This window comes from Deltaproteobacteria bacterium (genome assembly GCA_016875395.1).
GTDB lineage: Bacteria > Myxococcota_A > UBA9160 > UBA9160 > UBA6930 > VGRF01.
In genome coordinates this window covers 298,607-322,067 of the sequence record VGRF01000001.1, presented here as the reverse complement: position 1 = coordinate 322,067, position 23,461 = coordinate 298,607, and the positions used below count along the sequence as shown (strand labels likewise).

Genomic DNA, 23,461 nt, shown 5'->3' with positions numbered 1-23,461 from the left:
ACTCCGATGAACGCTCGTGCCGCATTCTTCGCGCTCGCGCTCCTGGCCTGCACCCAAACGCCGAGCGCGCCGCCTGCGCCCGTGGCCGACGGCCAGCTCGCGACGCCGGCGAGCTACAAGACGTGGCGCCCGTTCCTCACGAACGTGCAGCGCCCCGACAACGGACAGGTGCGCGAGATCTACGTGAACGACGTCGGCGCGAAGACGACGCCCGGCGGCGCGTTCGCGAACGGCACGGTGTTCGTGATGGAGCTGTACGCCGCGGTGGCGAACGCCGACGGCACGCTCGCGACCGGCGCCGACGGCCAGCTCGTGCGCGGCGAGCTGAAGAAGATCTTCCTGATGGGCAAAGGCGAGGGCTGGGGCGCCACCTACCCCGACGCGACGCTGCGCAACGGCGACTGGGTGTACGCCGCCTACCTCGCCGACGGCACGACGCCGGCGCCCGACGACCTCATCACCTGCCGCGCGTGCCACCTGCCGCACGCGGAGAAGGACTTCGTGCACCGCTACGACGAGGGCGTCGCGGCGCTCGCCCGCTGACGCGGCGCTAGATGCGCCAGTCGGCGATCTGCACCTCGCTGCCGAGGTCAGCGAAGTCGCCGGCCGCGCGGCGCGCACGAAACTCCGACCACGCGATCGGCCGATAGCGAGGCGGACGCAGGGCGCCGCACTGACTCGCCAGCGGCGCATACGTCGCATCCGGGCCCGGATTCAAGAAGTACGGCGCGCTGAAGCGCACGCGATCCGCGTTCGCGATCACGCGATGGAGCGGCGCCCGCCAACGGTCGTTCGACCACACCTGCGCGACGTCTCCGAGGTTCACGACGAAGGCGCCATCGATCGGACGCACGAGCGTCCATTCTCCGCCGTGCAGCAACTGGAGGCCCGGCTCGTCGTCGTGCAGGAGGATCGTGAGCGCGCCCGAGTCGGTGTGGTGACGAATGCCGAGGTGCCCCTCGGCGTCGAGCGCCAGGTCGTGCGGCGCCGGGGATGGACACGGCGGATAGAAGTTCAGGCGCAGAAAGCTCGTGTGCTGCGGCGCGAACGAGGCGCGGAGCGTCTCGGGATCCTCGCCGAGCGCGCGCGCGAGGACATCGAGCACACGTAGCGCGACCGCGTGGCACGCCTCGAACCAGCGCTGCATCACGAGGCGAAACTCGGGAAGCGCCGCGGGGAATTGCGGGCTCGCTCCGGCGAGGGGCCCGCGATCGCTCGGCGGCCCGAAGTCCCAAATCTCCTTCCAATCGCGGCGATTCTTGGTGAGCTCGCGGTCGAACCAACCCCAGGGGTTTCCTTGCGTCCTCTCGATCGCGCGCTTCTGCGCTTCCGGCAACGAGAAGAAGTCCCGCATCGCGGCGAGCGCGGCCTCGCGGTCCGCGGCGCTCACGCCGTGACCGACGAGATGGAACGCGCCCCAATCGGCACAGATCTCGTCCAGCGCTCGCAGGGACGCACCCGGGCGCTCGAGGGCGGACAGATCGAGGACCGGAAGGGGCGTAGACCTCATCGCGTCACGACCCCGCCGGCCGCACGGGGTCGGGCCGCTTCGCGAGCTTGCGCTGGAGCGTGCGGCGGTGCATTCGCAGCGCGCGCGCCGTGCCCGAGATGTTTCCGTCGTTCTCGGCGAGCACGCGTTGGATGTGCTCCCACTCGACCTGCGAGACGGTGAGCGGCCCCTCGGACAGCGCGATCGGATCCTCGGGCGCGATGCCGAGCAGGGCGCGGGCGAGCGCGTCGGCGTCGACGGGCTTCGCGAGATACTCCGCCGCGCCGAGCTTGATCGCCTTCACTGCCGTGGCGATCGACGCGTAGCCCGTGAGCACGACGATGCGGCAGTCCGGTTTCGCGGCGTGAAGCGACGCGACGAGCGGCAAGCTCGACTCGCCCGCCAGATTCAGGTCCAGCACCGCGCAATCGAGTGGGTCAGCGCGTTCCGCGCACCGTATCGCGTCCGCAAGGCTCGCCGCCGTCTCCACCGCGAAGCCGCGCGCCGCGAGGGCGCGTGACATCACGCGCAGGAAGACCGGGTCGTCCTCGACGAACAGGAGTCGGCCGTTCGCGTCCACCTCCTTCATGCCGCCCCCAATGCCGCGAGCGGCAGCTCGATGCGCGCCCGCGTGCCGCCGCCATCGCGGGCTGCGAACGAGATGCGACCCCCCGCGCGCTCGACGGCGGCGAAGGCCAGCAGCAGCCCGAGGCCGTGGCCGTCCGCGCGCGTCGTCACGGCCTCGCGCCCGAGCTTTTCCCGGAGCGGCGCGGCGACTCCGGGGCCCCGATCGAGCACGTCGATCGCGAGGTCGCGCACGTCCCAGCGCGCCGCGATCTCCACGGCGCTCGGACTCGCGTCGCCCGCGTTGTCGAACACGTTGCAGAACGCTTGCTCGAGCGTCGGTTCCGGCGCGATCAGCGGCGCCGCAGCGTCGCCCGCCACGTCCACGCGCGACACGACGCTCGGGCGACGTGCCTGCCAGCGCGCGGCGACCGCCAGCAGCCACGCGTCGAGCGCGACCGCTGGCAGAACCTCCGCGCGAGGACTGCCCGCCCGCTGCGCGAGGCGCGTGAGGATCTGCTTGCAAGCGGCGACCTGCTCGCGAAGCAGCTCGGCATCCTCGCGCGCGGAGGCGCCCGCCTGCGCGCTGCGTGCGAGCTCCTCGGAGAGCACCGCGATCGTCGCGAGCGGCGTGCCGAGCTCGTGCGCCGCGCCGGCCGCGAGGTTGCCGAGCGCCACCGCGCGTTCGTCGCGGAGCGCCTGCTCGCGCGCACGCGCCAGCGCCGAGTCGCGCGCCCGGATCGCGCTCGTCATGCGCGCGACGAAGAACGCGATGGTGAGAGCCGACAGCACGAACACGATCCACATGCCGAGCAGATGAAACTCGAACGCGCCGGGAGCATGCTGCACGTGCGTGTCGGGTAGGCCGAACGCGAGCGCCGAGTACGCCACGATCGAGAGCGCCGCGAAGGCGGCCGCGAGATGGCCGGGCAGAATCGCGGCCGCGATCGCGACGAGCGGCAGGTACAGCGAGATCAACGGATTCGACGCCCCCCCGGCGAGCGCGACGACACCGGAGAGCGCCGCTGCGTCGAGCGCGAGCTGCGTGAAGAGCTCCGCATCCGCGACCGGCCCGCCGCGCGCCGCGCGCATGTGCGTGAAGGCGTTCAGCGCCGCCTGAAAGGCGACGATCGAGAAGATCGGCGCGAGCGGAAGCGGCATGCCGAGGATCCGCTGCGTCGCGAGCACGAGGGCGATCTGGCCCGCGATCGAGAGCCAGCGCAGCGCGAGCAGCCGGCGCAAGCTCTGGGCACCGGGATCGGCGGGAAGCAGCGCGTGCGTCGTCGCGGCAGGCATGCGCGCATTATTCCCGACGCGCGCGAGACCGCGAAGGTGCGGCGCTTCGTCGCAGGCGAGGCAGCGACAACGTGTCGCAGCGCGCGGGGTGAGCATCCTCCATAGCCTGCGAGGCCCTTTGGGAGACCTCGCCTCCATGAAGCCTTCGCCGTTCCGCTCGCTCGCGCTGCCGCTGCTGCTCGCACTCGCGGCTCCGCTCTCCGCGCAGACCGAGCCCCCGCCGGACGCCGCGAGTGCAGCGACGCCCGCGGCCGCCGCCGACCGCGAGCCGGTCGAAGAGATCCTGATCACCGGCGCGAAGACCACCGGCGGCGAGTTCGGCGAGAAGTCCGGCATCCCGATCGCGAAAGTGCCGCAGAGCGTGCAGGTGCTGGACGCGAACGGGATCCGCGTGCGCGGTTACACGAACGTCGGCGACGCGCTCCGCAGCGTGCCGTCGGCCAACGTCGGATCCCCGCGCACCTCGGCGTACCAGAGCTTCGATCTCAAGGTGCGCGGCTTCCTCGCGGACCAGATGCGCAACGGAGTGCGCCAACGCTACTACGAGGATGTCGACGCCTCGGCGCTCTCGAACGTGGACCGCATCGAGGTGCTGAAGGGCCCTTCTGCCGTGCTGTTCGGGCAGTCCGCGCAGGGCGGCGTCCTCAGCATCGTGACCAAGCGACCCCAGCGCGAGTGGGATGGGAGCTTCTCCTTCGTCACGGGCTCGTATCAGCGCTACGCCGGCAGCTTCGACGTGACGGGGCGGATCTCCGAGGAGCACGGCCTCTACTTCCGCTTGACTGGCGAGCTCGAGCGGGCCGGTACGTACGTCGATTTCCAGGACCTCGATCGCGAGAACGCGGCGCTCTCGCTCACCTGGGAGGCGAGCGAGCGCGCGACGGCTTACCTCGTCGCAGAGTGGGTGGAGCGCCGCACCCTGCGCAACCCGGGCCTTCCGCTCGTGGGCACCGAGCTCCCGAACGGCATCCGCCGCATCCCGCGCGACACATATCTCTCCGAGCCCAGCGAGTCGCCGCTGAAGTCGTCGGCGCCCCTCGTGCAGGCCTGGGTCGACGTCGAGCTGAACGACGCGTGGACGCTCACGCCGCGCGTCTCCTACAACGGCTTCGACACCGAGTTCACCCAGATCCGCGTGCGCGGGATCGGCGTGGACAATCGGACCGTGACCCGCAACGGACGCTTCGGGAAGGAAGACGACGAGTATCTGATCGCGCAGCTAGACCTGCAGGGCGACGTCGAGTGGTTCGGCACCGCGCACAGCCTGCTCGCCGGCATCGAGTACGACCGCGAGCGCGGGAGCTTCCTCCAGCGTTCGCTCGACAACATCGGTCCGATCGACGCGCTCCAGCCCGTCTACCAGTTCGGCGGCGCGGTCGGGCCGGCGTACTCGTTCGCCTTCGACATCACCTATCCGATCGACGGCGTCGCGCTCTACGTGCAGGACGTGGTCGACGTGACGGAGCGCCTCAGCCTCGTCCTCGGCGGCCGCTACTCGTGGTTCGACTCGCGCCTCTGGGAGCGCGACGCGAGCGGCGTTCGCGTCCCCGGGACGCGCGTCGCGACGACCGTGGACGACTTCTCCTATCAGGTCGGTGCGACCTTTCGGCTCACCGACACCTGGTCGCTGTTCGGCGGGTACAACACCGGCTTCGACGTCGAAAGCACGGCGGCGGCGCGCTCGCGCACGGGCGCCGCGTTCCGGCCCGAGATGTCCGACCAGGGCGAGGTCGGGATCCGCTACGCGGGAAGCACCGTCACGGGCAGCGTCTCGCTCTTTCAGGTCCGCCGCCGCGACGTGCTGACCGCCGACCCGATCGACGACACGTACAGCGTCCAGCAGGGCGAGCACCGCTCGCGCGGCATCGAGCTCGAAGGGACGGCCGAGCTGCTCGATGGCCTCACGCTGCAGGGCGGGTACGCCTACCTCGATGCCGAGGTCACGCGGAGCAACGACGGCGACGAGGGCCGGCTCGAGGACACCGCGGAGCATCAGGCGAACGCGAGCATTCGCTACGAGCTGGCGGACCTCCCGCTCGCGCTCTGGGCGGGCTTCAACTACGTGGGCGATCGCCCGCTCGTAAACGACGGATTTCTGCTCGGCTCCTACGTCGTCGCCGACATCGGCGCGTCTTACACGCTCGGCCGCGTGCGCCTCGACCTCGTCGTCTCGAACCTCGCCGACGAGCGCTACTTCGTCGCGAGCGGCAACGTGTTCGCCGTCTATCCCGGCGAGCCGCGCCAGGCGAGCTTCCGCGTCACCTACGACTTCTGAGAACACGCGTGACGGCGAACGCTCGGGACGACGACTCGCGGCGCGACGGCGCGCTCTATCGCTGGGTATGGCGCTGGCACTTCTTCGCGGGACTCCTCGTGGCGCCGTTCCTGATCGTGCTCGCCGCGACGGGCGGGCTCTACCTGTTCGACCACGAAATCGAGGGCTGGTCGAATCGCGAGCTCGCGCGCGTCGCGCCGACCGCGTCGCCGCTCGCGCCCGAACAGCAGGAGCGCGCGGTGCTCGCGGCCTATCCCGGCGCGCGCGTGGTCCGCTTCGCGCTTCCCCGCGCTGGGCGTGCGGCAGAGTGGCAGCTGCGCACCGCGGGAGGCGAGCTGCGCACCGCGTTCGTCGACCCAGCAACCGCCGCGGTGCGCGGCGACGTCGCCACCGAGAGTCGGCTGATGAGCGTGGTGCGCGAGCTCCACGGCGAGCTGCTGCTCGGCCGCTTCGGCACGACCGTCGTCGAGCTCGCAGCGTGCTGGACGTTCATCCTGCTCGTCACGGGTGTGTTCCTGTGGTGGCCGCGCGGCGCGCGTTCCGGGGGCGTGCTCTGGCCGCGCCTCGGCGCGCGCGGCCGCGTCTTGCTTCGCGATCTCCACGCCGTGCCGTCGCTCTGGAACGCCGCGCTCGTCGGCTTCCTCGTGCTCTCGGGCCTGCCGTGGTCGGGCTTCTGGGGCGAGCAGGTGGCGAAGCTCGGCACGCTCGCTCCGGCGCTCGCGCCGTCTCCGAACTTCCACGCCTGGCCGTCGGTCCCGGGCGCGCGGGAGGTCGCGGCGCGGGCGCCGGTGCACGATCACGGCGCCGCGCACGGCGATCTGCCGTGGGCGGTGCGCAAGGCCGGCGTGCCCGAGCTGCATGCCGCGCACGCGCGGGCGATCTCGCTCGCGCGCGTGATGCGCGAGGCGCGAGCGCGCGAGATCGCGCAGCCGGGACTCAGCGTGATCTACCCGCGCGACGAACGCGGCGTCTTCACGCTGAGCTTCGTGCCCGCGCGCGCCCAGGAGCAGCGCACGGTGCACCTCGATCCGCGCACCGGCGCCGCGATCGAAGACGTGGGGTGGGACCAGTACAGCGCGCTCGGGAAGACCGTGGAGCTCGGCGTGATGATTCACATGGGCAGCCAGTTCGGCCGCGCGAACCAACTCGTGCTCGCCGCGAGCTGTGCACTCACGATCGCGACGGTGGTGCTGGGCGTACTGACGTGGTGGCGGCGCCGGCCGCCCGGCGCGCTCGCGGCTCCCCCGCGCACGCCGGGCTTCGCGCCGAGCGTCGGCGTGATCGCGCTCGCGAGCGCGCTCGGCGCGTTCTTCCCGCTGGCGGGCGCGTCGGTCCTGTCAGTGCTCGCGGGCGACGCGCTTTGGCGCCTCGTGCGCCGCGCATCGACCTGACACGTCCGAGATCCGGACCGAACCGACGGCTCAGGCGGCGAGCGCGTCGCAGGCGGCCGCGCACTTCTCGCAGGCGTCGAGGCACTCCGCGCACGCGGCGTGATGCTTCGCGTGCTCGCGGCACTCCTCCGCGCACGCACGGCAGTACCCGGCACAGGCGCTCGCGAACGCGCGCAGCTCGGCGCTCCCACTCGCGGCGCGACTCGCGAGCCGCGCGAGCACCGCGCAGGCGTCGGCCGTGTCGAGCGAGCGTACGAGGCAGCGCGCGAGCGCGGCGTCGCCGCGTCCGAGCAAATCGACGCAGTGCGCGACACAGCGCTCGGCGGCGGCGAAGCACGCCAGCGCGGCGTCCGCTGCGGCCGCGATCTTCGGGTCGCGTGCCGCCGCCGGCGCGGCGGGGCCGTGCCCTGCGTTCGAATCGTGCTGCGGCGCCCCGCTCGCGCGCGAGGAAGCGAGTGCGAGCGCGGCTGCCATGGCGCCCGTCAGGACGCTGCGGCGATCGACCGATTCCATCGAGGCTCTCCTTCGGGTGTCCTGTCGGCGCGTGTCGCGCGGCATTGAGTAGCGGCTCGGCGCTCGAACCGCGCGGCGCGATGTCGCCTTCACTCCACGCGCTCGTAGCTCTCGTCGAGCCCCGGCATGAAGTAGGGCCCGCCGGGCGCCATTTCGCCTTCGAGGAAGACGACGTGGCTCGCGAGCGTGACGCTCGCGCGGAACGCGAGGCCGCGTTGGCATTCCTCGAAGTCGGGGCCGTTGCCGCCGTGCAGCGCGGTGTCGCGCGTCGCGGCCCAGTGCGCGGCGCTCGCGTAGCGCGTCGCGAGGTAGACCTCGTCGTAGTCGCGCGCATCCGCCTTCGCGCCCGGCGGCGGCACGACGCGCCACATGCCGATCACGCGCGCGCCGAGCTTCTCGAAGTACGGCCAGACCTGGTCGCGGCTCGCGGCGAGGAACTCCGGGAACGTGCCCGCCTTGATCTTGAAGTACCGCAGCGTGACGACCTCGCGGCCCGGCTGATGCGCGTCGTTGCGCACGGGCCGCGGCGCCTCACCCGCGACCCGGTTGAGCCCGCCCACGAAGGGCTCGCTCCGCTTCGCGTCCTCTGCGCGTGCGCTGCTCGCCGTCAACGCGAGCAGCGCGGCCAATAACAACTCTCGCATCGCTCCTCCCTCACGCCAAGTCCGGCGTCGCCTGCTCCATCAGCGGCATGTCGTCGGGCACGTCGCCGAGCGCGAGCGCGATCTTGCTGAAGCCCATGAAGATCGCGTTGGCCGCCGCGAGCTCGACCAGTTGCGCGGGCGTGAAATGCGCGAGCGCTTCACGCTGCAGCGCGGGCGTGGCCTCGGCGTCCGCGAGGAACGCGTCGGTCCACGCGAGCACGAGCTTCTGGCGGGGCGTGAGATCGCTCGCCGCGAAGTCATCGCGGATCTTGTCGACGACGGCCTCCGTGAGCCCTTCCTGCTTCGCACCTGCGAAGCGCGCGCTCTTTCAAAAGCCGCAGTCGACGGTGCGCGCGCTGCGGATGCGCGCCATCTCCTTGGTCGAGTGATCGAGCAGGCCGCGGCTCCAGAGCGTGCCGTACAGCTTCATGAACGCCGCGAGCGCTTCGGGCTGATGCGCGAGCGCGCTGCCCGAGATCGCGTCGGTCCCTAGTTGCTTTGGCAGCGCGATGCGCATCGATGGCTGCGCCACCACGCGCGGCTCGCGGCGCCTGCTCGGCGGCGAAGCGCCGCGTGCCTCGGCGATGCCGAGCATCTTCTGAAAGCGCGTGAAGCCATCGAAGATCGCGAGGGCTTCCACCAGCGCGACGACCGTGGCGTCCCCGAGCGCGCCGCGCACCGGCGCGACTTCCGCTTCGCCGATGCCCTTCGCGTCGAGCACGAACTGCTCCGCGAGGCGCAGGCACGCGCGCTCCGTTTCGTCGAAGCGCGCGCTCTTCCACCACGCGGCGAGCTCCGCGACGCGGGTCTCGTCCCAGCCCTCGTCGACGGCCTCGCTCATGCGGTGCGTTCCGAGCGGGACGGAATGCAGCTGCCGCACGCGCAGCTGCAGCAGCTGCAGAATCACGGGCGGCGCGAGGCGCTTCGTCCACGACAGCGCTGCGAGCTCGGCCCACGCTTCGTAGAGGTTCTCGCGCAGGCGGAACGCGCGCTCGAACTCGCTCGCGCCTTCCGCTCGCTCCGGTAGCCAGCTCATCCGCGATTCCACCGCCTGAAAGCGCGCGTCAGAGAGCCTTCGCCAGCTCCGGCTCACGAGCGCTCGGGGTCTGAGATAGCAGCGCCTCGGCGCGTGCGAGCTTCTCCGCGAGCTCCGCGATGCGCGCCTCGCGCGCGATGCTCAGCTCTTGCTCCGCGCTGACGTCGCGAGCCTGCACGACGAAGCGGAGCTCTCCGGCCGCCGTTCGATACGAGTTCACCGCGACGCGCATCCAGCGCCAGCCGCCGCGCGGCGAGCGGTATCGGATGGCCCCGCTCGTCACGGGCTTGCCCGTCGCGGCGGTCTTGAAGCACGCGAGAGCGGTCTTGTAGTCGTCGCGATGGACGTAATCGCCGCCGAGCGTGCCGAGCATCTTCGAGATGGGCACCGCGAAGCGCGACTCCTGCGCCGCGCTCACGAACAGCACCTCACCGCGGTCGCTCAGCTCTGCGGTCACGTCGTGCGCGTTCTCGACGTACGCGCGGAAACGAGCCTCGCTGGCAGCGAGGACTGCGTGCGCTGCCGCGACCTCGTCGCGCCACTCCGCGTGGGAGCGTTTCCACGCGCGCGCGAGCATCAGAAACGCCACGGCCGCCGGCGCGACCAACCAGGCGGCGTGGTTCACCTGCAGCCACGGCTGATTCCCGGGGAATGCTTCCGGCGACACGAAGCGCAGCACGATTCCCGCGACCGCGCATGCGGCGATCAAGAAGAACCAGCCCGCGCGCAAGCTGCCCCAGAGCGCGGCGACCGCAGGCGCCCCGGCGAGCAGAGCCGCCGCGGCGAAGCTCCGGCCGCCGGTGAGGACGAGCAGGGAGCAGGCCGCGGAGTTCATCAGCAAAGCCGCGCCGTGGCCGAGCGTGCGAGCAGAGCCGGCGCGGTCCGACGCGATGCACAGGGCCAGCAGGCCGGCACCGAATGCGGCGCAGGTCGCTGCGATGAGGGGCTCGCCGAGAAATGCGCGCAGCACCGCGCCGCCGAGCGCGAGCACCCCGACGATTCCGGCGAAGCGCTGCGCCTGCCCGTACTCGTCCCAGAGCGGGATCCGAAACGCGCGCGCCGGCTTTGGCTTGTCGTCGCTGGCTGCACTCATCCGGAAGCGTGGCTCCTCGCGAGGTACGTATGGCGCCCACGAGGCGAGGTGACGAAAAACGGCACAGATGCGAGCGATCGCAGTCGAGCCGAGCAGTCACCCGCGCGGCTGACTTACGCTCCGCGCCTCACCCCCGCGGAGCGCGCATGAAGTTTGGGATCTTCTTCGAGCTGTCCGTCCCGCGACCCTTCAGCACCGCCATCGAGCGCCAGGTCTACGAGAACGCGCTCGAGCAGTGCCGCGTCGCCGACGAGCTCGGCTTTCACTGGGCCTGGGCCGTCGAGCACCACTTCCTCGAGGAGTACTCGCACTGCTCCGCGCCGGAGCTGTTTCTCACCGCGGTTGCGATGCAGACCAAACGGATTCGAGTAGGCCATGGGGCTGTGGTGTGCGTTCCGGAGATGAACCACCCGATTCGCGTGGCCGAGCGCGCCGCCGTGCTCGACCTGCTCTCGAACGGTCGCCTCGAGCTCGGCACGGCGCGCTCGTCGACGTGGACGGAGCTGGGCGGATTCCAGGTGAATCCGGACGACACGAAGAAGACCTGGGACGAGTTCGTGCGCGCGCTGCCTGTGCTGTGGAAGCGCGAGCCCGTGCGCTGGAACGGGCGCTGCTTCTCGATGCCGGAGCGCAACATCCTGCCGAAGTGCGTGCAGGACCCGCACCCGCCGCTGTGGGTGACGGTCACGAGCCCCGGCACCGAGCTCGACGCCGCCGAGCGCGGCATCGGCTGCCTGGGCGTCTCGGCCGCGAGCTACCAGGAGCAAGAGCGCCGCACGCGCGAGTTCCACCGCCGCATCCAGCAGTGCAACCCCGTCTCGAGCGTGGTGAACGATCAGGTCGCGACGCTGAACTTTCTCTACTGCCACGAGGATCGGAAGCGCGCGGCCGACGTCGGCATGCGCTTCCTGGGCACGTTCTCGGTGGCGAACTCGCACTTGTTGTGGACGCGCGAGGCGTTTCCGACGCGCGCGTATCAGTCGCTCGCGAACCTCGCGCCAAGCTCGGCGTCGCAGGCGACGAACCCGAGCGAGGGCGTCGCGCTCCCCGAGGGCCTCTGCATCGGCGACCCCAAGCACTGCATCGACGCGATCAAGCGCTGGGAGTCGATCGGCGTGACCGGCGTGAACTTCCTGCTGAACGGGATGGAAGTCGTGCCGCAGCAGGCGGTGCTCGATTCGCTGCGCCTGTTCGCGAAAGAAGTGATGCCGCACTTCACGAAGCACGACGCGCTCGCTCCCGCGCGCGCCGCGGAGGTGCGCGCGTGATCACGGGGACCGCGAGGCTCGAGGACCTGAAGGCGCGCCGCCCGAAGCTGCCGGCGTTCGACGCCGCGCCCGTCGCGCTGCCGCGCGTCGAGATCGTGCAGGCGATGTTCGAGATGCCCACCTCCGCGCGCGAGTGCATCGTGCCCGCGGGCCTGCATCCCACGATTCCGCCCGCGCTCGTGCTGCAGGCATGGCGCTGCCCCGAGTCGCCGTGGGGCGCGTTCTCGCTTGTGATGGCGCGCGCGCAGACGCGCAGCGGCGTGCGCCCGCGCGGCTTCGTCACCGGCGCGGCGTGCGACAACGCCGCCGCTGCGAGCGCGCTCAGCGCGGGCTTCGGCTTCCCCGCGCTCACGGCCGAGATCCGCTGGCAGCGCGCCTACGACACCGTGCTCCTCGAGGTCGCGCGCGGCGGCGACACGATCCTCGCGTTCGAGGGCGCCGACCCCGACCCGCTCGCGGCCGGCGACGTTCAGTTCTCCGGCACGCTCAACCTCGCCGACACGCCGCGCGGCTGGCGGCTCGTGCAGGTCGACCCCGAGTTCACGCCCAAGCGCGCCGAGCGCCTGCGCCCGAAGCTCTCGGCGTTCGCGCCCGCCGCCTGGGGCGACCCGCGCCTCGATCCCTACTACCCCGTCTCCGCCTCGATCACGCTCGCCGACATCGCGATCCCCGCGATCCGCTTCGTCTGCCGGCCCGAGGAGACCGCCTTCACGGGCACCGAGAAGGTGTGAAGGCCAATTGGGGTCAGGCACGAATTGGCCAAAACCGCCATTCCGTGCCAGACCCCAAGTGGCCGCCGGTACAACTCTGCGCCTGAGTTGCACGGCGGAACTGCCGAAGCGCCGTCAGTTTCGTCACGCAGCCGCCCTCGGGCGGCACGTTCTCTGGAGCGCTTCGCCACGCGAGGGTTTCGCCGAATGCACACGCAGCTCGCCCGCAGATCACGCCGTTATGCTGGTCTGCCTATGCGACACGCCCTCGTCCTCGCCTTCGGCGCCTTCGCCCTCGCCTCCGCCGTTCAGGCGGAGATCGCCTGCTCCGACGTGAACGATCTCGAGCGCCAATTCCTGCGCGCGCACATCAGCAGCCGCAGCACGATCGACGGCGAGCTCGATCGCCGCACTGCCCAGCTCTACATCGAGCGCATCGACGGCCAGAAGCTGCTGTTCCTCGCGCCCGAAGCGAAGCGGCTCCAGGAGCAGCTGACGCGCGCCGCCCGCGACATCCGCAACGGCAACTGCACGCAGCTGCGCGCGCTGCACACGGACCTCGTCGCGCGCACCAAGCGCTTCGAAGACGAAGTGCGCGCTTTCGTATCGAGCCCGAGCTTCGCGATCGACCCGAACGCCGAGATCGTGCTCGATCCGGACGAGCGCGGCTGGCCGAAGACCGAGGCCGACCGCGTGCGCGAGCTGCGCGCCGCTGTGTACTTCCAGATGTCGGGCCTCGAGAACGACGGCCGCACGCGCGAGGAAGCCAAGCAGCGCCTGATCAAGCGCTACGAGCTCCGCACCAAGCGCGTGCGCGAGATCGAGTACACGGAGCTGCTCGGCGGCTGGCTCGACGCGTTCGCGAGCGCGCTCGACCCGCACTCGAACTACCTCCCGCCGCGCGCCAACGACGACTTCCAGATTCAGATGCGTCTCTCGCTCGAAGGCATCGGCGTTCAGCTGCGCGACAAGGAAGGCGTCGCCGTCGTCGAGGAGGTGATGCCCGGCAGCGCCGCGAAGCTCGAGGGCTCGCTGATCAAGGGCGATCAGATCCTCGAAGTCGCGCAGGAGAAGGGCGACTACGTCGACGTGGCCGAGATGGACCTCGACGACATCGTGCGCCTGATCCGCGGGCCGAAAGGCACGAAGGTGCGCCTGCTCGTGCAGCGCGACGGCTCGCCGCCGAAGCGCTTCCAGATCGAGATCGTGCGCGCGAAGATCGACCTCGAAGAGCAGGCCGCGAAGCTCGAGTTCCGCGAGGAGACCGTCGGTACGCGCGAGCTGAAGCTCGGCGTGCTGACGCTGCCCGGCTTCTACGGCGGCGGCGACCCGCGCAATCCGTTGGAGCGGCTCGCGTCGCGCGACGTGCGGCGTCTCCTCGAGCAGGCGCGCCGTGAGCAGGCCGACGGCCTCGTGCTCGATCTCGCGTTCAACGGCGGCGGCCTGCTCGAGGACGCGGTGCGCATCGCCGGCTTCTTCATCCACGACGGCGGCATCGTGGGCGTGCGCGAGGGCTTCAAAACCCTTCCGCTCGACGATCCCGAGGGCGGCATCGCGTGGGTAGGCCCGCTCGTCGTGCTCACCTCGCGCGTCTCGGCCTCGGCGTCGGAAATCGTCGCGGGCGCGCTCAAGGACTATCGCCGCGCGGTGATCGTCGGCGACGCCGCGACGTTCGGGAAGGGCACGGTGCAGACGATGCTTCCGCGTCGCGAAGGCGACGCGCTGAAGGTCACGACCGCGATGTTCTTCCGCCCTGGCGGCGCATCGACGCAGCACGCGGGCGTCGAGGCCGACGTGGTGTTGCCTTCGCTGCTCACGCCCGACGTGGTGGGAGAGAGCAACGAGCGCTTCCCCTTGCCCAGCGAGAGCGTCGCGCCGTTCCTGTCGCGCTCGGCGAACGCGGCGCTCGGCCGCGCGCGCTGGGAGCCCGTCACCGACAAGACGATCGCGGAGCTGTCGCGCCGCTCGGCGCTGCGCGTGTCGCGCGAGCCCGGCTACGAGAAGATCCGCGAGGAGCTGGCAGAGCGCGCGGCCGATGCAGGCAAGCTGAAGCTCGCGACGATGATTCAGCGCCGCGAGAAGGAAGAAGCGGAAGCAGAGGCGCGCAAGAAGGAAGAGGCCGCAGCGGCGCCGAATCCCGTGCCGCCGGTCGCGAAGGCGACGCCCGGGGGCGCGCCGGCACCGGGCCGCACCGCAGCAGTCGCGCCCGTAGCGCCGCGGCCGAGCCTCACCGGCGACGACGAGAGCGAGGAGCCGAAGCGCCCCGACCTCGACGAAGCCGTGCGCGTGCTCGCCGACCTCGTCACGCTCCAGCCGCCGCGCAGCTGAGCTCTCGACCCCTCAGGCCGGCGAGCGGACTGGGCCGGCGGTCTAGGCGCGCGAGCGAGGCGATAGCGTGGCCCACCAGCGACCCGAGCGCAACGACGCCCGCCCGCCAAAGCGCCGCCGATGCGCGATGATGCGCGGCTTCGCGTGACAACCGCGCTCAGGAGTCTCCCCATGCAGCTCGATCCCGCCGTCCGCTCGCGCCTCGAAGGACTGATCGCCTCTGAGCGCGTCGTGCTCTTCATGAAGGGCGTGCGTGGCGCGCCGCAGTGCGGATTCAGCGCGACGGTGTGCCGCATCCTCGACAGCCTGATCCCCGAGTACGCCACGGTGAACGTGCTCGCGGACGCCGCGCTGCGCGACGGCATCAAGCAGTTCTCGTCGTGGCCGACGATTCCGCAGCTCTACGTCGGCGGTGAGTTCATCGGCGGCTGCGACATCGTGCAGGAGATGCTCGCGGACGGATCCCTCTACGACGCGCTCGGGGTGCCGAAGCCGGTGATCGAGATTCCCGAGATCACGCTGACCGACGCGGCCGCGGACTCGCTGCGCAAGATGGCGTCGCGCTCGGCGGGCCCGCTGCACATCGCGATCGACGCGCAGTTCCAGCACAGCCTCTACTTCGGCCCGAGCGAGCCGGGCGCGATCTCACTCACGGCGAACGGCGTTGCGATCGAGATCGATCCGCTGAGCGCGCCCCGCGCGAACGGCCTCACGCTCGACGCGGAGGCGCGCGCCGAGGGCCCCGCGTTCCGCATCGACAATCCGAACGCACCGAAGAGCGCCGAAGTGCGCCAGATGAGCGTGGCGGAGCTCGCGCAGCGCCTGCGCTCCGGCGAGCGCATGGGGCTCTTCGACGTGCGCACGCCGGAGGAGCGCGCGGTCGCGCACATCGAGGGCGCGCGGCTGCTGGACAGCGACGTCGCCGCGCAGCTCGAGCAGCTCGACAAGGCCACGCTGCTCGTCTTCCACTGCCACCACGGCGGCCGCAGCCAGCGCGCCGCCGAGCACTTCGCCGCGCTCGGCTTCACGAACGTGTGGAACGTGGCGGGCGGCATCGACGCGTGGTCGCAGGAAGTCGACCCGAACGTCCCTCGTTACTAGAGCGCAACGGACCGATGTCGGTCCAGAAGGAACGCCACGATGGCGCTGAAGATTCTGAGCTCGCCGCCGCCGGAGCCCGAGGAGATCGCGCAGCAGCTCGGCGATGCGATCCGCAAGGCGCTGCCGGGCGCCGAGGTCGAGGTGAGAGCCGGCGGCGCCGGTCACTTCGAGCTCGCGGTGACGTCGAGCGCGCTCGCGGGATTGAATCGCGTGAAGCAGCAGCAGACCGTCTATGCCGCGATCGCGCACTTGATGGCGGGCGACTCCGCGCCGGTGCATGCGATCGACCGCATGACGATCAAGACGCCGTAACGAGTGCGCCGTGCAGCTGAGCGAGACACCGCGGGCGCCGCGTAGCGCGCTGAACGAGGGCGTCGCTCCGGCGCAGCCGGGCGAGTTCGCGACGCTGCGCATGGGCCCGCTCGCGGTGTGGCCGCCGGTCGTGCTCGCGCCGATGGCGGGCGTCACGAACGCACCCTTCCGCACGCTCTGCCGCCGCTTCGGCGCAGGGCTCTACGTGAGCGAGATGATCACGGCGCGCGCGCTGGTCGAGGGCAACGCCAAGACGCTGCGCCTCGCGCAGTTCGCGCCGGACGAGAAGCCGCGCAGCCTCCAGCTCTACGGCGTCGACCCCGTGATCGTGGGCGAAGCGGTGGCGCAGCTCGTGGGCGAGGACCAGGTCGACCACATCGACATGAACTTCGGCTGCCCCGTGCGCAAGGTGACGAGCCGCGGCGGCGGCGCCGCGATCCCCGCGCGCCCGCGGCTGCTCGCGCGCATCGTGGCCGCGGCGGTCGCGAACGCGGGCGACGTGCCGGTCACGATCAAGTTCCGCATCGGCGTCGACGAGTCCATAACAACCTTCCTCGACGCCGGGCGCATCGCGCAGGAGGAGGGCTGCGTCGCAGTCGCGCTGCACGCGCGCACGGCCGCGCAGCTCTACGACGGCGAGGCCGACTGGAACGCGATCGGCGAGCTGAAGCAGGCGGTGACGCGCATCCCGGTGCTGGGGAACGGTGACATCTGGGAGGCTTGGGACGCGCTGCGCATGATGCGCGCCACGGGCTGCGACGGCGTCGTCGTGGGCCGCGGCTGCCTCGGGCGCCCGTGGCTGTTCCGCGAGCTCGCATGCGTGTTCGACGGCCGCGAGCCCGAGCCGCCGCCCACGCTCGGCGGCGTCTGCGACATCCTGCTCGAGCACGCCGAGCTGCTCGTGCGCGCCTGGGGTGAGCGCCACGGCATCCGCGGCTTCCGCAAGCACGCCAGCTGGTACACGAAGTGCTTCCCCGGCGGCGCGCGACTGCGCCCCGCGCTCGTCGCCGCCGAGTCGTTCGCGCAGCTCGAAGCCGCGCTCGCCGGCGTCGCGCGCGAGCTGCCGTTCCCCGCGCAAGGCCTGCGCGTCGCGCGGGGCAAGCACGCGGGCCGCCAGCGCGTCTCGCTCCCCGAAGGCTGGCTCGCGAAGCGCGACGACCCGACGCCCCCGGGCCGCGAAGCCGAAGACGCGGACTCGGGCGGGTGAGCGGCGCGGGACCAAACGCGGGGTCGGTCCCTAATGAGTCGAGAGGCGCCCCACGAGGCTCGTCGGGCGCCGCGTACGCGCTGCTCGCGTACTCGGCGTGGGGCCTCCTGCCGGCGTACTGGAAGGCGCTCGGCGCCGTGCCGCCGCCCGAGGTGCTCGCGAACCGCGTGCTGTTCTCGGTGCTCTTCACGTTCGCGCTGCTGGCCGCGCTCGGGCGTTTCGGCGAGCTGCGCGCGGCGCTGCGCTCGCCGCGCGAGCGGCGCGGCCTCGCCTTCGCGAGCGCGTTCATCGCCGTGAACTGGGGCGTCTTCATCTGGGCGGTGCAGGCGGGCCGCATCGTCGAGACCAGCCTCGGGTACCTGCTGACCCCACTCATCAACGCCGCGGTCGGCGTCGCGATGTTCGGGGAACACCTCCGCCGCGTGCAGTGGCTCGCCGTCGCGATCGCCGCGATCGGCGTCGGCGCGCAGATCGCAGCGTTCGGCGCCGTGCCGTGGGTCGCACTCGTGCTCGGCGCGACCTTCGCGGCCTACGGCGTCGCGAAGAAGCGCACGGCCGTCCCCGCCCTGACGAGCCTCGCCTTCGAAACCGCCGCGCTCGTCCCGCTCGCGCTCGCCTGGCTGCTGTTCGCGACGCCAACCGCCGGCGGTGCGCTCGCGAGCGGCACGCCTCTCGAACGCACGCTGCTGATCGCCGCCGGCCCCGTCACCGCCCTCCCCCTCATCTTCTTCTCCGCCGCCGCTCAGCGTCTCTCCCTCATCAGCCTTGGCCTCTTCCAATACTTCTCCCCGATGATCTCCCTCGTCCTCGCCGTCCTCGCCTACGACGAGCCTTTCACGAAAATGCACGCCTTCACCTTCACCTGCATCTGGATCGCCATCGCCCTCTTCACCGCCAGCGCCTGGCACGCCCAGCGCACCGCCCGACTCGCCGCGACCTAACAAGCGCCCACTCCGACCCGAGGCGACTGGACGCACGGCCGACCGTGATGCCTGACGCGCCGCAGCGAGAGTCGGAAGAACCTCGAAGTCGAACGCTCCCCCCAAGCAGGTCGGCCGAGGCCGCAAGCGAAGCGCGCAGCAGCGGGCGAGTCCGCGAGCCCGCTGCGAAGTAAACAAGGAAAACCGCAAGCCTCGATGCCCAACACAGCGAAGAGCGAGCGTCAGCGAGCTCGCAGCGGAGTTGGGTGGCCGAAGAGCCAACCCTGCCCAAACGGAATCCCCAGCTGCCCGAGCATGTCCAGCTCTTCGAGTGTGTCGAGGCCCTCGCCGATGATCTGCGCGCCGATGCCGTCGGCCACGAGCTGCAGCGCCCGTAACAAGTTCTGCTTCGAGCCGTCGGTGTCGAGGTTCGTGATCAGCGCACGGTCGACCTTGATGAACTCGGGCTCGAGCTCGATCAGCGCGTGCAGGCTCGCGTAGCCGGCGCCCGTGTCGTCGAGCGCGAACTGGAAGCCGAGCTTGCGGTACTCGTCGCGAATCTCGCGGAACGCGCCGAAGTTCTCGATCGACTCCTGCTCGGAGATCTCGAACACCACGTCGCTCGGCGAGAGGTTCGCCGCAGCGAGCGTGCGGGTGACGGCGTCGGGCCGGAACTGCGGGTCGTGGATCGCAGTGGGTCGCACGTTGAGGAACAGCCGCGTGCCGCCCGGCAGCGCGTTCGCGCCGTCGAGGCCGCTGCGGCGGCACAGGCAGTCGAGCTCGTAGACGAGGCCCTCGCGCTCGGCGGTTCCGAACATCACCGCGGGCGAGTGGAACTCGCTGCTTTCCGGCCCGCGCGCGAGCGCCTCGTATCCGAACACGGTCTTCGACGCGACGGACACGATCGGCTCGTACACCGAGCTCACGCCGTTCGAGAGCAGCATGCTGAGGAACGCGTGTCGCCGCTGGCGTTCGCGCACGCGCCTCGCGAGCACGGCGTCCGCGCGCGCCTCGTCGATCACGGCGCGCAGCTGCGTTTCGCCCGCGCGGAACGGATTGCGGAGCGCCGCCGCGTAGCCGACCCCTAACAACGGCGCCTCGCGCGCCAACGGATACACGAGCTTGCGCCCCGCCTGCTCGATGCCGCGCTCGAGCGCACGAGCGAGCCCGGGCAGCTCCTGCCGGAACAGCGCGCCGTCGCTCGCCTCGCGGCACACGAAACCGATCACCTCGAGCGTGCCGGCATCCCCGGAAACGACGAACGCTTCGCCGCCAAAGAACGGATCCACGATCCCGCGCACGAGCGCGCCCACCCGCGCCAGCGCCTGCGCCCGCGCCGCGCCGCCATGCCCCGCCTCCACGAACGCGAGCTCGCTCGCATCCACGACGAACACGCCGAGCAGCGGCAGCGCCTCGAACCGCGCCAGCACCCCCTCGAGCTGTTCCCCAAGCCGCGGCAACACCACCGCCGCCACTTCATCCCGCTGCTGCTTCTCAGGATCGTGCATGAAACGACGCATCGGCCGGCAACACTGCGCGATTGAGGCACACCACCGCAGCGCGCCAAGAAGCCTCGAACGCCGCGCCGCAACGAACGAGCGCCCGAGAAACACGTTTGTCGCGCCGCAGCAAAAGTCAGAACGACCTCGAAGTCGACCGCTCCACCCAAGCAGGTCGGCCGAGGCGGCAAGCGAAGCGCGCAGCAGCGGGCGAGTCTTCGAGCCCGATGCGAAGTAAACAAGGCTGAAGCCGCAACGAAACCGCCACCGAGGTAGCCTGCCCCGATGCCCGTTCGCGCCGTGATATTTGATCTCGGGGGAGTCGTCATCGACTCGCCTCTCCACGCCATCAACCGCTACGAGCGCGAGCTCGGCATTCCGGAAGGCGTCGTGAACCGCGTCGTCGTCGACACGGGACCGCAAGGCGCATGGTCGCGGCTCGAGCGCGGCGAAGTGTCGATGGACGCGTTCCATCGCGACTTCGAAGCGGAGGTGCGCGCAGCGGGCCACGTCCTCTCCGCGGCCGCGATGATGGCGCGCATCGCCGAGTGCGGACCGCGGCCGGCGATGCTCGAGGCGATCCGGCGCATTCGCGGGCGCGGCCTGCGGGCGGGCGCGCTCACCAACAACTGGGCGAACGAGCGGGGCGAGCCGACGCACGATCTGAAGGACCTGTTCGACGCGTTCATCGAGTCGAGCAAGGTCGGCCTGCGCAAGCCCGACCCGCGCATCTACCACCTCGCCTGCGAGACGCTGGGCGTCGCTCCGAGCGAGGCCGTGTTCCTGGACGACATCGGCCGCAACCTCAAAGCCGCGCGCGAGCTCGGCATGCGCACGATCAAGGTCGACGCGCCCGGCCCGGCGCTCGCGGAGTTGTCGGAGCACGTCGGCTTCGCGCTGAGCTAGCCGACTCGCGCGCTCGCGACGCATCCGCCATAACACCCGGCTGCGCGGAGCTCTCGCCATTTCCAGCACGCCGAGCACGACTGCCCCGAGCGGCGCCCTTGCCGGCGAAGCTCGCCGTCTGGCGCGCCTCGCGGTGCCCGTCGCCTTCTCGAACATCGGCATGATCGCGATGGGCGTGGTCGACCAGCTACTGCTCGGCCACTACGGGACGCGCGAGCTCGCTGCCGCCGGCCTCGGCAACCCGTGGATCTTCGGCACGATCATGTTCGCGAACGGCATCCTGCTCGGGCTCGATCCGATCATCTCGCAGGCGCACGGCGCGCGAAACGGCGAGCGCTCGGCGCGCGCGTTTCACACGGGGCTCGTGCTCGCGGGCGTGCTCTCGATCCCCGTTGCGATCGCTTGGCTCTTCACCGAGCCGGTGCTCGTCGCGGCGGGCCAGGATCCCGAGCTCGCGAAGGTCGCGGCGAAATTCGTGCACGCGCAGATTCCGAGCATTCCGTTCTTCCTCGGGAGCACCGCGCTCTCGCGCTACCTGCAGAACCGCGAGCACGTGCGACAGACGGTCGTGGTGATGGCCGTGGCGAACGTCGTGAACGCCGCCGCGGCGTGGGCGCTGATCTACGGGCAGTTCGGCGCGCCCGAGCTCGGCGCGACGGGCGCGGGCATCGCGACGGCAGCGACCCGCGTGGCGAGCGCGCTCACGCTGGTCGCGTGGACGCGCGCGTTCCGCCTGCACGAGGGCGCGTGGGTGCCCTTCGGCGCGCACGCCTTCGCGTGGCGCAATCAGCGCGAGGTGCTCGCACTCGGCATCCCGATCGCGTTCCAGACCTGCACCGAGATGTGGGCGTTCGGCTTCGCGAACTACATCGCCGGGCCGCTCGGCGCGACGCAACTCGCGGCGCATCAGATCGCGATGCAGTTCGCGTCGATCACCTTCATGATTCCGCTCGGCATCTCGCAGGCCGTGACGATTCGCGCGGGGAATCTGATCGGCGCGGGCAACGCCGCCGCAGCCACGCGCGCCGGCTGGCTCGGCATCGCGTGCAGCGCCGCGTTCATGGCGCTTGCGGCCGGCACGTTCATCCTGGGCCGCGACGTCCTGCCGCACGCGTTCACCCGCGACGTCGCCGTGATCGCCGCCTGCGCGGCGATCCTGCCCATCGCCGGGGCATTCGAGATCTTCGACGGCATGCAGGCGGCCGCGTGCGGAATGCTGCGCGGCATGGGCCGCCCGATGCCGGCGACACTCGCGAACATCGCCGGCTACTGGGTGATCGCGCTGCCCGTCGGCGGGTATCTGGCGCTGCGCACGCCGCTCGGCCTACGCGGGCTCTGGCTCGGGCTCTTGTTGGGGCTGATCGTCGTCGCCGTCGCGCTCGTGCTCTGGCTGCGCAAGAACGCTCCGCGCGACGCGAGCTAAGTCGCGTCGATCGCCGCCAAGATCGCGTCGGTTCTCGGCACGTCCGTCGTCGTGCGCGAGCGGTGCAGGAAGCGAATCACGCCGCGCCTGTCGGCCACCAGCGCGCCGCCGAGGCGAAACACGTCGCTGCGCGGATTCGCGGCAGCGCGCATGTCGGCTTCGCGCAGGTTGCGCAGCGAGCTGGCCGGATTGCTGAGGAACGGCGCGAGCGTGAGACCGAAGACGCCCGTCCGCCCCATCGCGAGCGCGTCGTAGGCGTCGTGCTCCGGATCGCCGTAACAGCCGTACGCGAGCTTCAACATGCGCGCCATGCGGGCCGCCTCGGCGCCGGTGCCCTGGCCGATCGCGGCGACCGTCGCCGCGCGCTTCTCGAACTCTGCGATGCGCTTCTGCACCTCGCCGAGGTGCTGGCGGCAGATGGGTCAACCGAAGTGGCGCAGGAAGATCAGCGCGAGCGGTGCGTCCGCGTGCAGCGACGCGAGCGAGACCGTGCGCTCGCTCGCGTCGCGCAGTTCGAGCGCAGGCAGCTGCTGGCCGACTTCGAGCATGCGCCGAGCTTAGGCGAGGAGCGGCGGGCGCCGCGCAGTGACTTCGGTCACGCGCGCAACTCTTGCGCACGCCGATGCGCAACCGGCGCGAGGGGGAACGAAATGGCGCTGCGCAAGAGCCTACTCGTGATCGAGGGCGGCGGTGATCCGCTGGAGCCCATCGCACGCCGCCTCGCCGCGCTCGAGTTTCACGTCGTGCGCGCGAAGACGCCGCGCGACGCCACCGAGGTTTTGCGCGATCCACGTTTCCTGCTGGGTGCGGCCGTGATTCCTGTCGACCTGCCCGCGCAAGATCTGTCGAGCGTGCAGCAAGCGATCCGCGCCGGCGGCCGCATGGGCATGCTGCCGATGCTCGCGTGCGGAATGCGCCCCGACCCGAACCTGCGTGAGCGACTCCGCCGCGCGGGCGTCGACCATGCGCTCTGGTTCCCGATCGACGACCACCTCATGCGCTTCCAGGCCAACCGCGCTCTCGCTGGCAGCTTGCCGGTTCGCATGGAGCGCAAAGCGGAGCGCGTGCCGACGAACTGGCCGGTGAACTTCCGCTCGAACGGCCGCGAGCGCCCCGCGAAGCTCTACTCGCTGTCCGCGAGCGGCGCGTTCGTCGCGACCACGCAGCCCTCGCAGCCGCGCACGCTCGTGCACCTGGGGCTGCCCCTGCCCGGCGACGACGTGCGCGTCGCGGCCGAGGTCGTGATGACGAACGTCCCCGGCAACCTCGCGCGCGGGAATCTGCCCACCGGGATGGGCGTGCGCTTCCGCGGCGTCGACGACCGCACCGAGGCCGCGCTGCTCGCCTACACGCTCGAGCGCAGCCGCGTCCTCAAGGTCTGAGGCGCCACGAGGCCGAGCGGAGCGAGCCGCAAGCGAAGCGCGCAGCGAGGCGAAGCCGAGCGGAGCCCGACGCGCAAGCGAAGCGCGCAGCGAGCCGCAGGCGA

General features: G+C 71.2%; 23 protein-coding genes. 13 read left to right on the top strand and 10 right to left on the bottom strand.

Annotated elements, in window-relative coordinates:
- The first annotated feature begins 6 nt into the window (after positions 1 to 6).
- On the top strand, positions 7 to 543 hold the full coding sequence (locus tag FJ091_01620; protein ID MBM4382044.1) for a cytochrome P460 family protein: 537 nt from the start codon (positions 7 to 9) through the stop codon (positions 541 to 543).
- Positions 544 to 550: 7 nt separating this feature from the next.
- Here the strand turns inward: FJ091_01620 and FJ091_01615 are convergent, their stop codons facing one another.
- Genes FJ091_01615 through FJ091_01605 form a run of 3 tightly spaced genes read right to left on the bottom strand, consistent with a single transcriptional unit; the run spans position 551 to position 3,349 of the window.
- Positions 551 to 1,510: a hypothetical protein gene (locus tag FJ091_01615; GenBank protein MBM4382043.1), complete on the bottom strand. Its 960-nt coding sequence runs from the start codon at positions 1,508 to 1,510 to the stop codon at positions 551 to 553.
- Positions 1,511 to 1,514: 4 nt separating this feature from the next.
- Positions 1,515 to 2,078, bottom strand: a complete 564-nt coding sequence (locus FJ091_01610) for a response regulator (protein ID MBM4382042.1) — start codon at positions 2,076 to 2,078, stop codon at positions 1,515 to 1,517.
- Positions 2,075 to 3,349, bottom strand: coding sequence for a HAMP domain-containing histidine kinase (locus FJ091_01605; GenBank protein ID MBM4382041.1), 1,275 nt, complete (start codon positions 3,347 to 3,349; stop codon positions 2,075 to 2,077). The genes FJ091_01610 and FJ091_01605 overlap by 4 nt, the downstream gene beginning before the upstream one ends.
- A gap of 136 nt (positions 3,350 to 3,485) precedes the next feature.
- On the opposite strand from FJ091_01605, the gene FJ091_01600 reads away from it, so the two are divergent.
- Positions 3,486 to 5,624, top strand: a complete 2,139-nt coding sequence (locus FJ091_01600) for a TonB-dependent receptor (GenBank protein MBM4382040.1) — start codon at positions 3,486 to 3,488, stop codon at positions 5,622 to 5,624.
- 8 nt (positions 5,625 to 5,632) lie between these two features.
- On the top strand, positions 5,633 to 7,015 hold the full coding sequence (locus FJ091_01595; GenBank protein ID MBM4382039.1) for a PepSY domain-containing protein: 1,383 nt from the start codon (positions 5,633 to 5,635) through the stop codon (positions 7,013 to 7,015).
- Between the two features lie 30 nt (positions 7,016 to 7,045).
- Here FJ091_01595 and FJ091_01590 read toward each other — a convergent pair whose 3' ends face one another.
- From FJ091_01590 to FJ091_01570, 5 genes are all read right to left on the bottom strand, one after another.
- Entirely contained in the window at positions 7,046 to 7,528 is a 483-nt protein-coding gene (locus tag FJ091_01590; protein ID MBM4382038.1) for a Csp1 family four helix bundle copper storage protein, read from the bottom strand.
- A gap of 89 nt (positions 7,529 to 7,617) precedes the next feature.
- Positions 7,618 to 8,172, bottom strand: a complete 555-nt coding sequence (locus tag FJ091_01585; GenBank protein MBM4382037.1) for an NIPSNAP family protein — start codon at positions 8,170 to 8,172, stop codon at positions 7,618 to 7,620.
- 10 nt (positions 8,173 to 8,182) lie between these two features.
- On the bottom strand, positions 8,183 to 8,392 hold the full coding sequence (locus FJ091_01580; protein MBM4382036.1) for a hypothetical protein: 210 nt from the start codon (positions 8,390 to 8,392) through the stop codon (positions 8,183 to 8,185).
- 108 nt (positions 8,393 to 8,500) lie between these two features.
- Positions 8,501 to 9,208, bottom strand: a complete 708-nt coding sequence (locus FJ091_01575; GenBank protein MBM4382035.1) for a hypothetical protein — start codon at positions 9,206 to 9,208, stop codon at positions 8,501 to 8,503.
- A gap of 28 nt (positions 9,209 to 9,236) precedes the next feature.
- Positions 9,237 to 10,301, bottom strand: a complete 1,065-nt coding sequence (locus FJ091_01570; GenBank protein MBM4382034.1) for a PAS domain S-box protein — start codon at positions 10,299 to 10,301, stop codon at positions 9,237 to 9,239.
- Positions 10,302 to 10,447: 146 nt separating this feature from the next.
- Between FJ091_01570 and FJ091_01565 the strand changes: the two genes are divergently transcribed.
- From FJ091_01565 to rarD, 7 genes are all read left to right on the top strand, one after another.
- A complete protein-coding gene (locus FJ091_01565) occupies positions 10,448 to 11,569 on the top strand; it encodes an LLM class flavin-dependent oxidoreductase (GenBank protein MBM4382033.1) in 1,122 nt (373 codons plus the stop codon).
- Positions 11,566 to 12,300: an acetoacetate decarboxylase family protein gene (locus tag FJ091_01560; GenBank protein MBM4382032.1), complete on the top strand. Its 735-nt coding sequence runs from the start codon at positions 11,566 to 11,568 to the stop codon at positions 12,298 to 12,300. Before FJ091_01565 ends, FJ091_01560 begins: the two co-directional genes overlap by 4 nt.
- Positions 12,301 to 12,534: 234 nt before the next feature.
- Positions 12,535 to 14,607 (top strand): carboxy terminal-processing peptidase, encoded by a 2,073-nt coding sequence (locus tag FJ091_01555; GenBank protein MBM4382031.1) that lies wholly within the window; start codon positions 12,535 to 12,537, stop codon positions 14,605 to 14,607.
- 171 nt (positions 14,608 to 14,778) lie between these two features.
- On the top strand, positions 14,779 to 15,708 hold the full coding sequence (gene grxD, locus FJ091_01550) for a Grx4 family monothiol glutaredoxin (protein MBM4382030.1): 930 nt from the start codon (positions 14,779 to 14,781) through the stop codon (positions 15,706 to 15,708).
- Positions 15,709 to 15,747: 39 nt separating this feature from the next.
- Complete coding sequence (locus FJ091_01545) at positions 15,748 to 16,020, top strand: BolA/IbaG family iron-sulfur metabolism protein (GenBank protein MBM4382029.1); 273 nt, start codon at positions 15,748 to 15,750, stop codon at positions 16,018 to 16,020.
- A 100-nt stretch (positions 16,021 to 16,120) separates the two neighbouring features.
- Positions 16,121 to 17,227, top strand: a complete 1,107-nt coding sequence (gene dusB, locus FJ091_01540) for a tRNA dihydrouridine synthase DusB (GenBank protein MBM4382028.1) — start codon at positions 16,121 to 16,123, stop codon at positions 17,225 to 17,227.
- The gene (gene rarD, locus FJ091_01535) at positions 17,224 to 18,168 is read left to right on the top strand and encodes an EamA family transporter RarD (protein MBM4382027.1); all 945 of its coding nucleotides are present in this window, start codon (positions 17,224 to 17,226) and stop codon (positions 18,166 to 18,168) included. The genes dusB and rarD overlap by 4 nt, the downstream gene beginning before the upstream one ends.
- Before the next feature lie 221 nt (positions 18,169 to 18,389).
- On the opposite strand, the gene FJ091_01530 is transcribed toward rarD, so the two are convergent.
- Complete coding sequence (locus FJ091_01530) at positions 18,390 to 19,655, bottom strand: EAL domain-containing protein (protein MBM4382026.1); 1,266 nt, start codon at positions 19,653 to 19,655, stop codon at positions 18,390 to 18,392.
- Between the two features lie 276 nt (positions 19,656 to 19,931).
- Here FJ091_01530 and FJ091_01525 point away from each other — a divergent pair, with 276 nt between their 5' ends.
- Together FJ091_01525 and FJ091_01520 are read left to right on the top strand one after the other, a co-directional pair.
- Positions 19,932 to 20,552: an HAD family phosphatase gene (locus tag FJ091_01525; protein ID MBM4382025.1), complete on the top strand. Its 621-nt coding sequence runs from the start codon at positions 19,932 to 19,934 to the stop codon at positions 20,550 to 20,552.
- Between the two features lie 133 nt (positions 20,553 to 20,685).
- Positions 20,686 to 21,975: an MATE family efflux transporter gene (locus tag FJ091_01520; protein ID MBM4382024.1), complete on the top strand. Its 1,290-nt coding sequence runs from the start codon at positions 20,686 to 20,688 to the stop codon at positions 21,973 to 21,975.
- Here the strand turns inward: FJ091_01520 and FJ091_01515 are convergent.
- The gene (locus FJ091_01515) at positions 21,972 to 22,370 is read right to left on the bottom strand and encodes a hypothetical protein (protein ID MBM4382023.1); all 399 of its coding nucleotides are present in this window, start codon (positions 22,368 to 22,370) and stop codon (positions 21,972 to 21,974) included. The two genes, FJ091_01520 and FJ091_01515, sit on opposite strands and share 4 nt — an antisense overlap.
- A gap of 255 nt (positions 22,371 to 22,625) precedes the next feature.
- On the opposite strand from FJ091_01515, the gene FJ091_01510 reads away from it, so the two are divergent.
- On the top strand, positions 22,626 to 23,357 hold the full coding sequence (locus FJ091_01510) for a PilZ domain-containing protein (GenBank protein MBM4382022.1): 732 nt from the start codon (positions 22,626 to 22,628) through the stop codon (positions 23,355 to 23,357).
- Positions 23,358 to 23,461: the final 104 nt, after the last annotated feature.